Raw genomic sequence first — 14,164 nt, 5'->3', positions numbered from 1 at the left:
GAGAAACGGCGGCATCCTTGCTCGGGTTGAACAACCTGCGCAGAGCCGCCGTTTAACCTGTTGGTCACAGTGATGTGGTAGCGTGCGGTTTGGTGTGGTTTGTCTTGTTGTCAGGATAAACAATTGGCGTTGTCTTGGCGCTGTGGCACCTTATACTCTCCCGCCCCATCCTGCCCAGGCATAGCCTTCTAGCGGAATTGTCATGAAGATCGCCATTTTATCCCGTGAGCCGAAAAACTACTCCACCCGCCGTCTGGTCGAGGTGGCGCAGGCGCGCGGTCATCAGGTAGAGGTGCTCGACACCCTGCGCTGCTATATGAATATCGCTTCCCACAACCCCTCCATTCACTACGAGGGTGGGGAGCTGGGAAGTTATGACGCCGTGATCCCCCGGATCGGGGCCAGCATTACCGCCTACGGCACCGCCGTGCTGCGTCAGTTCGAGATGATGAACACCATGGCCCTCAACAGCTCGGTGGCCATCAGCCGTTCCCGCGACAAGCTGCGGGCGATGCAACTGCTCTCCCGCCACGGCATCGGCCTGCCCATCACCGGCTATGCCCACAGCACCCACGACGTGCCCGACCTCATCACCATGGTGGGCGGGGCGCCGTTGGTGGTGAAGCTGCTGGAGGGAACCCAGGGGATTGGCGTGGTGCTGTGCGAGACCCAGAAAGCCGCCGAGAGCGTGATCGAGGCCTTTATCCAGACCAACAACAACATTCTGGTGCAGGAGTATATCCGCGAGGCCAATGGCGCCGACATCCGCTGTCTGGTGGTCAACGGCAAGGTGGTTGCCGCCATGCGCCGTCAGGCCCAGCCGGGGGAGTTTCGCTCCAACCTGCACCGTGGCGGCACCGCCGAGGCGATCAAGATCACCCCGGAAGAGCGCGCGACTGCCGTGCAGGCCGCCAAGATCATGGGGCTGGATGTAGCGGGGGTGGATATCCTGCGTAGCGCCCGTGGCCCGCTGGTGCTGGAGGTCAACTCCTCCCCCGGCCTGCAAGGGGTGGAAGCCGCCTCCGGTAAGGATGTGGCCGGCAAGATTATCGAGTTCCTCGAACTCAAGGCGAGCCGCAAGAACAAACCGGCGGAGTGAGCCTCGGGCTTGCAGCTATCAGATAACAACAGGGCGCCATCGGGCGCCTTGTTGCTATCTGGCTGGTGCCGCAGTTCCCTCACCCTTGCCCTCTCCCAAAGGGAGAGGGAACTGTTCGGCAGTGATCATCGCCAGCCGGGCGCTAAATACGCCATCCTCGAGCCGGGTGTCGATCTGCCAGCCCAGCTTCTCGCAGATGCGCTGGATGATGGTGAGGCCACAGCCGTAGCCGAGGATCTGATCCGGTGCCGCCGCCGTCGGGTTGCTGATGGTGAGCACCGGGCCGCACAGCTCGATGTCGATATGTCCCTCGGCATAGCTCAGGGCATTTTTCAGCAGGTTGCCGAGGGCGATGGCGAGCAGGGAGAGGGGGGCGTTTACTTCGCTGCTCTCGTCCAGATTAAGCCGGATATCGAGCGCCTCCCGCTGCAACAGTGGGGCTAGGCGGGCCAGCTCCTGACGGATCAGCGGGGTGACCTGTTGCAGCGGTCGCTCCACAGCCTCCTTGCGGCCCAGTAGCAGGAATGTCTCGGTGAGCAGCGCCATCTCGTCGGCGGCGGCGCGGATGCGGGTGGTGGCGCGGGCGGCCGGTGCGGGCAAGTCCGTCACCTTGCCGAGCAGGGCCGCCGAGCCCTGGATCACCATGTTGGGGGTGCGTAGCTCGTGGCTGGCGAAGCGGCTGAACTCCTGCTCGCGAGCGAACACTGCGCTAACCTCCTGCTTGCCGGCCAGCAGCGCCAGCTCGATATCCCGCAGCTCCTGCCAGGGGGCATCGGGCTCGAAATCCGCCTGATCCGGGGTGAGGTGGGCGACCCTCTGTTGCAGCCGTTGCAGCGGCCCTGTGATATGGCGCACCAGCCAGATGCCGAAGCCGAGGCAGGCGAGCAGCAGCGCCAGCCCGATCAGTCGGGTGGCCAGATGCAGCTTGTCTTCGTAGGGGTCGAGGTAGTCGTCGGCGTCGTCGTTGAAGACCAGATAGAGCAGTCCCTCGCCGGAGGGGTGACGGGCCACCAGAAAGTGTTTGTCCTCCTTGCCCAGCTGGTGCTCGAAAAAGCCGGGGGTCTGGTAGGGCTTCAGCCATTTCGGCAGGCGGCCCGCTTCGGTCCAGTAGCTGGAGAACTGTCTGGGGCTCGGGGCAGCGGCGGCCGGGCCGAGTCGCAGCCAGTCATCGCTGTAGCGGGTTACTTCGGCTTCCAGCCAGTGGCGCAGGCTCAGCTCCTCCATCTTGTCCTCGGCCACCAGCATCAGGCCGGAGAGCAGGATCAGCAGCACCACCCCGGCGCCGCCGAGCGCCATGATCAGGCGGCGGCGCAGGCTCGGCAGGTTCATGCGTTCACCAGTCGGTAGCCCTGGCCGTGCAGGGTCTCCAGCATGGGAGTGGGGAAGGGCTTGTCGAGCGCGTTGCGCAGGGCGTAGATATGGCTGCGCAGGGCATCGGAGTCGGGCTCCTCATCCCCCCAGACGGTGTCGAGCACCTCCTGACGGCTGACGATGGCAGGGGCGCGGCGGGCCAGCAGGGCGAGGATCCGGAACGGGATCTTGCCGAGCTTGAGGGGCTCACCGGCGCGGGTGGCGCGGCCGCTGGCGACATCGACCGTCAGATCGCCAAAGCTGATGGCCCCCACATCGCCGCGCGGGCCACGCAGGCTCAGAGCTTGCAGCCGTACCTCCAGCTCCTCCATGGCGAACGGCTTGACCAGATAGTCGTCGCCACCGGCCTTGAACCCCGCCAGCTTGTCCTCCAGGCTGTCGCGGGCGGTGAGAAACAGCACGGGAGTGGCAATCCCCTGCTCGCGCAGGCGCGCTACTGTGCTGAGGCCATCGAGGCGCGGCATCATCACATCCATGATGATGACGTCGAAACGCTGCTCCTCCAGCAGTTGCAGCGCCGCCTGACCGTGATAGGCACAATCGAGGCGGTGACCGGCCAGCTCCAGATAATCCATGATGGTTTCCGCCACCTGAGGATTGTCTTCCACTACCAAAATCTTCATGCTTTGCTCTCCTGGTTGGCGAGCGTTTCACGCTCTTTTCACACCGGATTCGGCATCCTGTTTGCCAGTGTAACCCCGAGGATCCCTGATGAAGAAGTCTCTCTGCGCCCTCCTGTTGCTGATCTTGTTGCCACTTGGCACCGCACAGGCGACCGAATTCAAACTGACCGGCCGCACCACCTGGCAGCTTGGCCAGTTGATGGTCAACGGCATGCCGTTCGTGATCGACGACCAGACCCGCTTCAAGGATTGGCTCAACGAGGATGATCTCGGCGGTACCTGGGTCGAGATGAAGGGGGTGGTGGAGAACGGCGTGCGCTATGTACGCAAGGTCGAAGCCCTCGACGAAGATGACAAGGACGAGATGGATCTGGAGGGGCCGGTGGAAGGGGGGCGGATCTGGGGCTACACCACCTCTGACAACAGTCTGGCGCCGTTTGAAGGGCGCTGGCTGGAGCTGGAGTGCAAGTTTGACGGCATGCGCCTGAGCCGTTGCCGCGAGGATGACTGATCCGATCTCTGCGTTCCGATTAGAAATGCTCCCGAATGAAGCCCATGCTTGTCCAGCATGGGCTTTTTGTTCAGGGACGAACGAAGATGGAACAATCGAGAAAGTGGTGTGCATGGATGCTGGGTCTGCCGCTCTGGGCGGCGCAGGCGGGAGCCGACGAATTGTGGCTGGTGGAGCTGGAGCACAGCGATGGCATCCGCCTGCAATTTCAGGGGGCCGAAGTGGAGCTGGGCAGTGCCGCCGTCTGGCGACTGGGGGAGATTTGGCCACAGCCACTAAAACCCGGCGACCAGCTCGCCCTGCTGGTGGCCGATGGCGTTGCCACCCGGATCGAGTTGCTGGCCGCCAGAGCTCCGCTGGCCAATCAGCCTTGGCAGCGGGCGCAAGATCGCCTGCAATCCTTCGATGACCGGCAGCTCACGCTGGCCACCCTGGGCACTGTGCTACTCAATCCGCAGGTGCGCTGGGTCAACGGCTCGGTCGCCGATCTGCACGCCGGGAGCGAGCTGGTATTGATCCGTTCGGCGGATGGAATATTGCAGGGAATTGAAGTGATCAATCCGGAAGAGTAATTCAGCATCTTCTTATTTAATATGGTTTCACCATATTGTGGCAGCCATTAAATAATGGCTGCCACAATATTTATGATTTATTTCTCAATAAAGTCATCACTCTAATTATTTTCTTATACCACCATTATTTTGTTTGTCATGGATGTTTTTTGGTGGTTTATTTTATTTGTGTCAGGTTTTGTCGGAGTCCATACCTGTCAAATGAAAAAGGATATTTCTACACAATAACAATTATCGTATGTCTGAAAGAGGGATAAATGATGAATAGAATAATTACCGCCAATCTGGCGTTTTTGGCGTCTTCATTGATGCTCGCTCAGGTGCAGGCGGCTGAACCTGTCTACCCTGATCAGGTCAAGTGGGCGGGCCTTGGCACGGGCGTCTGTGCCAGTGGTTACCGTCCTCTGACCCGCGATGAAGCCATGAGTATCAAGGGTAATCTGGTCAGCCGCATGGGGCAGTGGCAGATAACCGGGCTGGCTGATCGCTGGGTGATTATGGGGCCGGGATATAATGGTGAAATCAAACAGGGCACTGCCGGAGAAACCTGGTGCTATCCCAATTCACCGGTTTCCGGAGAAATACCAACACTCTCTGACTGGAATATTCCGGCGGGTGATGAGGTCGATGTGCAATGGCGGCTTGTCCACGACAATGATTATTTTATCAAGCCAGTCAGTTATCTCGCCCATTATTTGGGATACGCCTGGGTGGGTGGAAATCATAGCCCCTATGTCGGGGAAGATATGGATGTTACCCGGGTTGGCGATGGCTGGCTGATAAAGGGAAATAATGACGGCGGCTGCTCCGGATATCGTTGTGGGGAGAAGAGTTCCATCAAGGTAAGCAACTTCTCATATACCCTGGAACCCGACTCCTTCAGCCATGGTCAGGTCACCGAGAGCGGCAAGCAGCTGGTCAAGACCATCACGGCCAATGCGACCAACTACACGGATCTGCCCCAGCAGGTGGTGGTGACCCTGAAGTACGACAAGGCCACCAACTGGTCGAAGACCGACACCTACAGCCTGAGCGAGAAGGTGACCACCAAGAACAAGTTTCAGTGGCCGCTGGTGGGGGAAACCGAACTGGCCATAGAGATCGCCGCGAGCCAGAGCTGGGCTTCCCAACACGGGGGCTCGACCACCGAGACTGTCTCGGTTGAAGCGCGCCCCACGGTGCCACCTCACTCCAGCCTGCCGGTGCGGGTTGCCCTCTACAAGTCCAACATCTCCTACCCCTACGAGTTCAAGGCCGAGGTCAATTATGACCTGACCATGAAGGGCTTCCTGCGTTGGGGCGGCAATGCCTGGTATACCCATCCTGATAATCGTCCGACCTGGGAGCACACCTTTGCCGTCGGCCCGTTCCGCGACAAGGCGAGCAGCATCCGTTACCAGTGGGACAAGCGTTATATCCCGGGTGAAGTGAAGTGGTGGGACTGGAACTGGACCATCAGCGAGTATGGTTTGTCGACCATGCAGAATAACCTGGGTCGTGTGCTGCGCCCGATCCGTTCGGCGGTGACCGGTGACTTCTATGCCGAGAGCCAGTTTGCCGGTGATATCGAAATCGGTCAGCCCCAGACCCGTTCCGCGAAGTCTGCCCAGTTGCGCAGTGCCTCTGCCGATGAGGTGGCGCTTACCGGTGTGGATCTGGACAGCGAGGCCCTTGCCAACGAAGGCTTTGGCAACGTATCCCTGACCATAGTTCCGGTTCAATAACCTCACTCGCAGGCCCCTTTCATAGGGGCCTGTTTCTGTTTGCCCTGCGCCCCTCGATTTTCCCTCTTTTTCTCCTCTTGTCCCTGAATGATCACAACAGGAAGCTATGGCTTGCCAAGGTGATGCCTACGCAGGTTTGACCTGTAGTTGGGGTGGCCCCGTGAGCGAGGCATCGTTCACTCATTTGTTGAAAGAGGCGTGTTGGCCAGATTGTTAACGGCTTGTGCTTTAGATTTTCCCCCTTATACTGGCGCCATCTTGTCGGAGTGCTGACCGTCGAACGACGCGAAGCTGAGACCGTTAATTCGGGATCCGTGGAACCTGATCAGGTTAAAACCTGCGAAGGGAACAAGGGTAAACTTGCGGGTTACCGCGCCGGAGGAGGAACAAGCCTCTTCCGCTCATCGAAGGGGTAACCCTGATGGGTCAGGGCGCACAGGAGGGAGTCTGTCCCGTCCGGTTGTCCAGCACGTGGGGGCCTTGCTCACAGAGTGCAGAGAGCGGGAAGCGACAGAACAGCAGCGCGGAGATCCATCCCGCGCGCACTCCCTCCCGAGATAAACACCCCGCCGCAAGTTCATCTTCTCCTCGAACTCCAGACAAGCAAACACCCATAACTTCAACCAGTTAATGTGAGTTTTGCTATGTCTACTTCTGTATCTGATACCAATAAATCCAGCCGCCGCGAGCAGCGCTCCAGCGCTCAGGCCTTTATCGACAGCCTCAAAGGGATGGCTCATCCCAACTCCCGTCGCATCTTTATCGAAGGCTCCCGCCCCGATATTCGTGTTCCCCTGCGGGAGATCCAGCTGGCCGACACCTTCGTCGGCGGCACCAAAGAAGATCCCCGGTTCGAGCCCAACGAGCCGGTGCCGGTCTACGACACCTCGGGCCGTTACGGGGAGGAGGGGGTCGCCATCGACGTGCGCCACGGCCTGCCGCGCCTGCGGGAAAACTGGGTGCTGGAGCGGGATGATACCGACGAACTGCCGGGGCTCAGCTCCACCTTCACTCAGGAGCGTCTGGCGGACGAGGGGCTCGACCACCTGCGCTTCGAACATCTGCCAAAGCCGCGCCGTGCCAAGCCGGGCCGCCGGGTGACCCAGCTCCACTACGCCCGCGCTGGCATCGTCACCCCCGAGATGGAATTTATCGCCATTCGCGAGAACATGGGCCGCGAGCGGGTGCGATCCGAGCTCCTGCGCACCCAGCATCCGGGCCGCGATTTCGGTGCCCGTTTGCCCCAGAACATCACCCCCGAATTTGTGCGCGATGAGGTGGCCGCCGGTCGCGCCATCATCCCCAGCAACATCAACCACCCGGAAGCGGAGCCCATGATCATCGGCCGCAATTTTCTGGTGAAGATCAACGCCAACATCGGCAACTCGGCGGTCACCTCCAGCATCGAAGAGGAGGTGGAGAAGCTGGTCTGGTCGACCCGCTGGGGCGCCGACACTGTGATGGATCTCTCCACCGGCCGCTACATCCACGAGACCCGCGAGTGGATCTTGCGCAACAGCCCGGTGCCCATCGGTACCGTGCCCATCTATCAGGCGCTGGAGAAGACCAACGGCATTGCCGAAGAGCTCACCTGGGAGCTGTTCCGCGACACCCTGCTGGAGCAGGCCGAGCAGGGGGTGGACTACTTCACCATCCACGCCGGCGTCTTGCTGCGCTTCGTGCCGATGACCGCCAAGCGCCTCACCGGCATCGTGTCGCGCGGCGGCAGCATCATGGCCAAGTGGTGCCTGTCGCACCACAAGGAGAACTTCCTCTACCAGCACTTCCGCGAGATCTGCGAGATCTGCGCCGCCTATGACGTGGCGTTGTCGCTGGGCGACGGTCTGCGTCCGGGCTCCGTCTATGACGCCAACGACGAGGCCCAGTTCGCCGAGCTGCGCACCCTGGGTGAGCTGACCAAGATCGCGTGGGAGTACGACGTGCAGGTGATGATCGAGGGGCCGGGTCACGTGCCGATGCACATGATCGAGCGCAACATGACCGAGCAGCTGGAGCACTGCCACGAGGCGCCTTTCTATACGCTGGGCCCGCTCACCACCGACATCGCGCCGGGTTACGATCACTTCACCTCCGGCATCGGTGCCGCGCTCATCGGCTGGTACGGCTGCGCCATGCTCTGCTACGTCACCCCCAAGGAGCATCTGGGGCTGCCCAACAAGGAGGATGTGAAGCAGGGGCTGATTACCTACAAGATCGCCGCCCACGCCGCCGATCTGGCCAAGGGTCACCCGGGCGCCCAGATCCGCGACAACGCCATGTCCAAGGCGCGCTTCGAGTTCCGCTGGGAGGATCAGTTCAATCTGGCCCTCGACCCCGACACCGCCCGTGCCTACCACGACGAAACCCTGCCGCAGGAGTCCGGCAAGGTGGCTCACTTCTGCTCCATGTGCGGGCCCAAGTTCTGCTCCATGAAGATCACCCAGGACGTGCGTGACTACGCGGCGAAGCTGGAAGCCGTGGAGATCAAGCTGGTCGGCATGGATGGCCAGCAGGAGCAGGTAGTGGCTCAGGTGGAGAGCGGCATGGCCCGCATGGCTGAGACCTTCAAGGAGACCGGTGGCGAGATCTACCATCAGGCGGCGGCACTCAAACAGGCCGCAGGGGAGGAGGCGTGAGCAGCGCAAGCGGGGCTGTCAGCCCCGCCGACTTGTCGCCCGTGACCGACTCGCTGCCTGTGGTCTGGACCATCGCCGGTTCCGACTCCGGCGGCGGTGCCGGCATTCAGGCCGACTTGCACACATTGCACGACCTCGGCGTGCACGGCTGCTCGGTCATCTCCGCCATTACCGCCCAGAACTCGGTGGCGGTGAAGATGGTCGACCCCGTGCTGATGCAGACCTTCACCGCCCAGATCGACGCCCTTGGCGTCGATCTGCCGCCCGCCGCCATCAAGATCGGCCTGCTGCCGACCCGGCTCCATGTGGAGGTGCTGGCCCGCCGACTGGCGGCCATCGAGGCCCCCTTTGTGGTCTACGATCCGGTGGCCATCGCCAGCACCGGCACCCCGATGGCGGAGCCCAATATGCTGGAGGCGGTGCGCGAGCAGCTGTTGCCACGTCTGTCGCTCATCACCCCCAACGGCCCCGAGCTGGAAGCCCTGACCGGCATTCCCGCGACCAGTCCTGTGCTGGTGCGCTTCGCCGCCCAGCGGCTGCGCGAACTCGGCGTCCGTGCCGTGCTGGTCAAGGGCGGCCATCTGGGCTGGAGCGGGGAGCTGTGTCTGGACTACTACCAGGATGAGACCCGCGAATTCTGGCTCGCCGCGCCGCGCCTGAATACCCGCCATGGCCACGGCACCGGTTGCTGCTACGCCAGCGCCATCGCCGCCGTGGTGGCGCAGGATTATCCGGTGGAGGACGCAATCACCCTGGCGCGTGCCTACCTGCAACAGGGCTTGGCGGCGGCGCAAGGAGTGGGCGCAGGCCCTGGGCCCATCGCCCATCTTGGCTGGCCAGCCGATCTTGCTCACTTCCCCCGTGCCGTGCTGGCAGGGTCTGCCCTCGACCGTCGTTTCGGGCTTTATGAGACAAGCAGCGCCCGCCTGCCGCAGGGCCCCTTCGCGTCGACCGAACCCAACCTCGGTCTCTATCCGGTGGTGGATTCGGTCAAGTGGCTGCGCCGCCTGCTGGGACAGGGGGTCAAGACAATCCAGCTGCGGATCAAGAATCTGCCTGCCGCAGAGGTGGCACCGGCCATTCGTGATGCGGTAGAGCTTGGTCGCCGTTATGGGGCGCGGCTCTTTATCAACGACTACTGGCAGCAGGCCATCGAGGCGGGAGCCTGGGGCGTGCATCTGGGGCAGGAGGACATGGAGACGGCGGATCTCGCCGCCATTCAGGCGGCCGGGCTGCGCCTTGGCATCTCAACCCACGGCTACTTCGAGCTGATGCGGGCCCGCGAGCTGGCCCCCTCCTATATGGCGCTGGGTCATATCTTCCCGACCAACACCAAGGCGATGCCTTCGCGCCCGCAGGGGCTGGTGCGGCTGCACCGCTACCGCGTCCTGATGGCGGAGTGGCCGACGGTGGCCATCGGCGGCATCAGCGAGGAGCGGGTGGCGGCGGTCAAGGCAAGCGGGGTGGGCAGTATCGCGCTGGTCTCGGCCATCACGGCCAGCGACGACTGGCAGGGGGCGACCGAGCGGCTGCTTGCTGCCGTGGGGGCGGGTGATGAGCCGCGCTCGGCCACCGTTATACGGGAGGCTGAACATGCGCTCTGATGGTGCGTCTCTTAGTGACCAAGAGTATCTGAGATACGGCCGTCAGCTGATGCTGGCGGAAGTGGGCGAGGCGGGGCAGGCGCGGCTCAAGGATAAATCCGTGTTGATCGTGGGCTTGGGCGGGCTCGGCTCGCCGCTGGCCCTCTATCTGGCCGGGGCCGGGGTGGGCACCTTGTGGCTGGCCGATGGCGATACCGTCGATTCCAGCAATCTGCCGCGCCAGATCCTGTTCGATAGCGAGGCGGTCAACCACTCCAAGGCGGAGCTGGCCCGCGAGCGGTTGGCGGCCCACAACCCGCTGGTGGAGCTGATCGCCATCAACCAGCGGCTCGATGCCGCCAGCCTGCCGGAGTTTGTGGCCGAGGTAGATCTGGTGATCGACTGCTGCGACAACCTCGCCACCCGCCAGACCATCAACGCCGCCTGCGTGGCTCAGGGCAAGCCCTGGATCTCTGCCGCCGCAGTGGGTTGGCAGGGGCAGCTGATGGCGCGAACCAGCAGTGAGCACGCCTGCTACGCCTGCCTCTATCCGCTGGATACCAAGCTCGCCCAGAGCTGCGAGACCAGCGGCGTCACCGGCCCGCTGGTCGGAGTGATGGGCTCTTTGCAGGCGCTGGAGGCACTGAAACTGCTGCTCGGGATGCCGAGCCCGGTCGCCGGCACATTGCGCCGTTTCGATGCTTTGACCCATCAGTGGCAGACCCTCACTCTGGCCCCGGATCCCGATTGCCCGGTTTGCGGACAGCGCCGATGCCCGACACACGATAAGGAGATCACCCCATGACCCTCACCATCCGACTCAACGATAAAGCGCAGCCTCTGACGGCAGGGCAGAGCGTGGCCGACCTGCTGGCGGCGCAAGACGTTAATCCACAGGGCGTAGCGGTGGCTCTCAACGGCGCCGTGCTGCCCCGTGGCCGCTGGGCCGAGACCCGTCTCAATGACGGGGACGAACTTCACCTCTTTACCGCCATTGCCGGAGGCTGACATGCTGACCATTGCCGATCACACTTTCTCTTCGCGCCTCTTTACCGGCACCGGCAAGTTTGCCCGCCCTGACCTGATGGCTGCCGCCATCGAGGCGAGCGGCTCCCAACTGATCACCATGGCCATCAAGCGGCTTGAACCCGGCAAGGCCCACGACGATATCCTGAGCCCCTTGTTGCAACTCGGGGTCAAGCTTCTGCCCAACACCTCAGGCGCCAAGACCGCCGCCGAGGCAGTGTTTGCCGCCCACCTCGCCCGCGAGGCGCTGGGGACGAACTGGCTGAAGCTGGAGATCCACCCCGATCCGCGCTATCTGCTGCCCGATCCCATCGAGACGCTGAAAGCCGCCGAGCAGCTGGTGAAAGAGGGCTTTGTGGTGCTGCCCTACTGCGGCGCCGACCCGGTGCTCTGCAAACGGCTCGAAGAGGTGGGCTGCGCCGCCGTGATGCCGCTCGGTGCGCCCATCGGTTCCAATCAGGGGCTGGTGACCCGGGAGTTTCTCGCCATCATCGTCGAGCAGGCCAATGTGCCTGTGGTGGTGGATGCGGGCATCGGTGCGCCGAGCCACGCCGCCGCCGCCTTTGAACTGGGCGCCGATGCCGTGCTGGTCAACACTGCCATCGCGGTGAGCGGCGACCCGGTCGCCATGGGCCGCGCCTTTGCGCTGGCCTGCACTGCTGGTCGCAGCGCCTATGAGGCGGGGCTTGGCGCCCGCGCCCTGCAGGCGCAAGCCTCCAGCCCGCTCACCGATTTTCTGGGGGCGTTATGAGTCATGATGCTGGCTCGGGGCAAGAGCCAATGGCCATGTCCTCTTTCTCGGTTTCTCCCGAGGCTGATGTGTTTAGCCCCCCTCTCCCTCTGGGAGAGGGGCTGGGGGTGAGGGCACTGGGTGTAAGGGCTAAGGAGCCCTCCTTTCTCGACCGTTGGCAGGAAATGGAGTGGGACGATATCGGCATGCAGATCCGCGCCAAAACTGCCGCCGATGTGGCCCGCGCCCTGAGCGCACCGCGCCGCACCCTGGCCGATTTTATGGCGCTGATCTCGCCAGCCGCCGAGGCGTATCTGCCGCAGATGGCGGTCGAGGCCGAGCGGCTGACCCGCCAGCGCTTTGGCAACACCATCGGCTTCTATGTGCCGCTCTATCTGTCGAACCTCTGCGCCAACGACTGCACCTACTGCGGCTTCTCCATGAGCAACCGCCTCAAGCGCAAGACCTTGAATGCAGAGGAGATTGAGCGCGAGTGTCTGGCCATCAAGGCACGCGGTTTTGACAGCGTGCTGCTGGTGACCGGCGAGCACGAGCACAAGGTGGGGCTCGCCTATTTTCGCGAGATGATGCCCATCATCCGCCGCCACTTCAGCACGGTAGGGATGGAGGTGCAGCCCCTCTCGCAGGCCGAATATGCCGAGCTGAAGAGCCTCGGCCTCGACGCCGTCATGGTCTATCAGGAGACCTACCACGCCCCCACCTACGCCCGCCACCATCTGCGTGGCAACAAGCGGGACATCGCATGGCGCCTCGCCACGCCAGACCGCCTTGGCCGTGCCGGTATCGACAAGATCGGATTGGGGGCGCTGATCGGCCTCTCCTCGGACTGGCGCGCCGACAGCTACTTTGTCGCCGAGCACCTGAGCTGGCTTGAGCGCCACCACTGGCAGAGCCGCTATTCCCTCTCCTTCCCGCGCCTGCGCCCCTGCACCGGCGGGCTGGAGCCTGCCGTGGTCATGTCGGATCGCCAGCTGGCCCAGCTTATCAGCGCCTGGCGCCTCTTCTCGCCGACTCTGGACTTGTCCCTATCCACCCGCGAGTCCGCCACCTTTCGTAACGGTGCGGTGCGCCTTGGCATCACCCAGATGTCGGCCGAGTCGCGCACCCAGCCGGGTGGCTATGCCGAGGGGGATTCAGAGGAGCTGGAGCAGTTCGCCATCCACGACGACCGCCCGGTGGGGGAAGTGGCCGCCGCCGTGCGGCAGGCGGGGTTGCAGCCGGTGTTTAAAGATTGGGAACCCTTCTTGGGTCGCTAAAGAGGCGTATCCCCAGTGATAACAGACTGTGGCAAGCAGATCGGAGGGGCAGCTCCTCGCCACTGCTTGCCGTTTTGCTTTGTGTGCGGCCACAGGATTATCTCTCTGGTGTAACAATGGTCGTTGGCATTGTGTTGCTGGCGTAAAAATAGCGGTGGGTGAATGGAACTCTGTGCGAGGGGCTGCCTTATCCACCCTATGCCCGATTTTGAGCTGGGTTTAGGAACATAAAAGGGCTTCCAGTTCCTCTGTAGGCCATCGATGTTGAACAATCAAAAATGAGATGACATTTTCTCGGCAGCTTGACAAATCAAGGAAAGCGCAAGATCATGCAAGGACATTTCACCGAGCACCCTTCTGGGCTACACCAACTCCTTGTTAGAGGATCTCTAAGTATGCAAAAACCGTGGGAATTAAATCCGGCATTATCACAAGAGCGACTAAAACGACTTGCATCTCTTATCCGAGATGTCAGAGATGATGTTATTGACAGGCATGATGATGAGCTTGGTGATACTGCCCGTGCGACAGGTATGAGAGCGTATGAGTGCTCGCGTAACAGAATTATTCGTGCGGCTGCAGATAATGCGGGATGGCCATGGCTTGGAATTGTCAAACCGGATGGAAAATTTACCTTCTCTGTTGGTTCTGTTCCCGTTCGGCTATATCGTGGGAGACCATCTTCCCCAGAGGAACGCAGATTAATTCCTTCTGTTGAAGCGATGAAACAAATGTCGCTATTGCCCCCAGAGATTGGGGATGCCGCAACTGTGCTTTGGTTTTTTGCCATCGAAGTAGATGAGTTTCGCTATGTAGAACGAGTCACGTTTGCCGGTTTTCAGAATAGTGTTCAAGTTTCCTGTTGGGAAATTGCACTTGATGAGCGTGTAACAGCTATGGGTCTTATTAACGAAGACCTTCCTGAGCCTATTAAAACTGATAAAGCATCAATCTCCATCAAGAGAAAAATCAAAAAAGTGGAGGATAGTGACAATGGTTAGTAGATTATGTC

At 61.7% G+C, this 14,164-nt stretch carries 13 protein-coding genes and 1 riboswitch; of the genes, 11 read left to right on the top strand and 2 right to left on the bottom strand.

What is annotated here, in order from left to right; translation table 11 throughout:
- The first annotated feature begins 202 nt into the window (after nucleotides 1–202).
- Nucleotides 203–1,099, top strand: a complete 897-nt coding sequence (gene rimK / locus ACTG2U_RS11095; protein WP_005340088.1) for a 30S ribosomal protein S6--L-glutamate ligase — start codon at nucleotides 203–205, stop codon at nucleotides 1,097–1,099.
- 54 nt (nucleotides 1,100–1,153) lie between these two features.
- Here rimK and ACTG2U_RS11090 read toward each other — a convergent pair whose 3' ends face one another.
- Both ACTG2U_RS11090 and ACTG2U_RS11085 read right to left on the bottom strand, forming a co-directional pair.
- Complete coding sequence (locus ACTG2U_RS11090) at nucleotides 1,154–2,428, bottom strand: sensor histidine kinase (RefSeq protein WP_439974476.1); 1,275 nt, start codon at nucleotides 2,426–2,428, stop codon at nucleotides 1,154–1,156.
- Nucleotides 2,425–3,093 (bottom strand): response regulator transcription factor, encoded by a 669-nt coding sequence (locus tag ACTG2U_RS11085; RefSeq protein WP_058054173.1) that lies wholly within the window; start codon nucleotides 3,091–3,093, stop codon nucleotides 2,425–2,427. Before ACTG2U_RS11085 ends, ACTG2U_RS11090 begins: the two co-directional genes overlap by 4 nt.
- A gap of 88 nt (nucleotides 3,094–3,181) precedes the next feature.
- On the opposite strand from ACTG2U_RS11085, the gene ACTG2U_RS11080 reads away from it, so the two are divergent.
- The 10 genes from ACTG2U_RS11080 (at nucleotide 3,182) to ACTG2U_RS11035 (ending at nucleotide 14,153) form a co-directional block, all read left to right on the top strand.
- Nucleotides 3,182–3,604 (top strand): hypothetical protein, encoded by a 423-nt coding sequence (locus ACTG2U_RS11080; RefSeq protein WP_005340092.1) that lies wholly within the window; start codon nucleotides 3,182–3,184, stop codon nucleotides 3,602–3,604.
- A gap of 86 nt (nucleotides 3,605–3,690) precedes the next feature.
- Nucleotides 3,691–4,176 (top strand): hypothetical protein, encoded by a 486-nt coding sequence (locus ACTG2U_RS11075; protein ID WP_439974475.1) that lies wholly within the window; start codon nucleotides 3,691–3,693, stop codon nucleotides 4,174–4,176.
- A 260-nt stretch (nucleotides 4,177–4,436) separates the two neighbouring features.
- Entirely contained in the window at nucleotides 4,437–5,900 is a 1,464-nt protein-coding gene (gene aerA / locus ACTG2U_RS11070; protein ID WP_439975121.1) for an aerolysin AerA, read from the top strand.
- Between the two features lie 252 nt (nucleotides 5,901–6,152).
- A riboswitch (TPP riboswitch) is annotated at nucleotides 6,153–6,265 on the top strand.
- Nucleotides 6,266–6,544: 279 nt separating this feature from the next.
- Nucleotides 6,545–8,536 (top strand): phosphomethylpyrimidine synthase ThiC, encoded by a 1,992-nt coding sequence (thiC, locus tag ACTG2U_RS11065; protein ID WP_439974474.1) that lies wholly within the window; start codon nucleotides 6,545–6,547, stop codon nucleotides 8,534–8,536.
- On the top strand, nucleotides 8,533–10,140 hold the full coding sequence (thiE, locus tag ACTG2U_RS11060; RefSeq protein ID WP_439974473.1) for a thiamine phosphate synthase: 1,608 nt from the start codon (nucleotides 8,533–8,535) through the stop codon (nucleotides 10,138–10,140). Before thiC ends, thiE begins: the two co-directional genes overlap by 4 nt.
- On the top strand, nucleotides 10,130–10,924 hold the full coding sequence (locus ACTG2U_RS11055; protein ID WP_439974472.1) for a HesA/MoeB/ThiF family protein: 795 nt from the start codon (nucleotides 10,130–10,132) through the stop codon (nucleotides 10,922–10,924). Before thiE ends, ACTG2U_RS11055 begins: the two co-directional genes overlap by 11 nt.
- Nucleotides 10,921–11,127, top strand: a complete 207-nt coding sequence (thiS, locus tag ACTG2U_RS11050) for a sulfur carrier protein ThiS (protein WP_069555221.1) — start codon at nucleotides 10,921–10,923, stop codon at nucleotides 11,125–11,127. Before ACTG2U_RS11055 ends, thiS begins: the two co-directional genes overlap by 4 nt.
- Nucleotide 11,128: 1 nt before the next feature.
- On the top strand, nucleotides 11,129–11,896 hold the full coding sequence (locus ACTG2U_RS11045; RefSeq protein WP_179902695.1) for a thiazole synthase: 768 nt from the start codon (nucleotides 11,129–11,131) through the stop codon (nucleotides 11,894–11,896).
- Between the two features lie 35 nt (nucleotides 11,897–11,931).
- Nucleotides 11,932–13,152 carry a 2-iminoacetate synthase ThiH gene (gene thiH, locus ACTG2U_RS11040; RefSeq protein ID WP_439974471.1) on the top strand — a complete coding sequence of 407 codons (1,221 nt, stop codon included), beginning with the start codon at nucleotides 11,932–11,934 and terminating at the stop codon, nucleotides 13,150–13,152.
- Between the two features lie 395 nt (nucleotides 13,153–13,547).
- Nucleotides 13,548–14,153 (top strand): peroxidase, encoded by a 606-nt coding sequence (locus ACTG2U_RS11035; protein ID WP_439974470.1) that lies wholly within the window; start codon nucleotides 13,548–13,550, stop codon nucleotides 14,151–14,153.
- Nucleotides 14,154–14,164 lie beyond the last annotated feature (11 nt).

The organism is Aeromonas sp. 95A (genome assembly GCF_051919235.1).
GTDB lineage: Bacteria > Pseudomonadota > Gammaproteobacteria > Enterobacterales > Aeromonadaceae > Aeromonas > Aeromonas veronii.
This window is presented reverse-complemented; position numbering and strand designations above follow the sequence as displayed.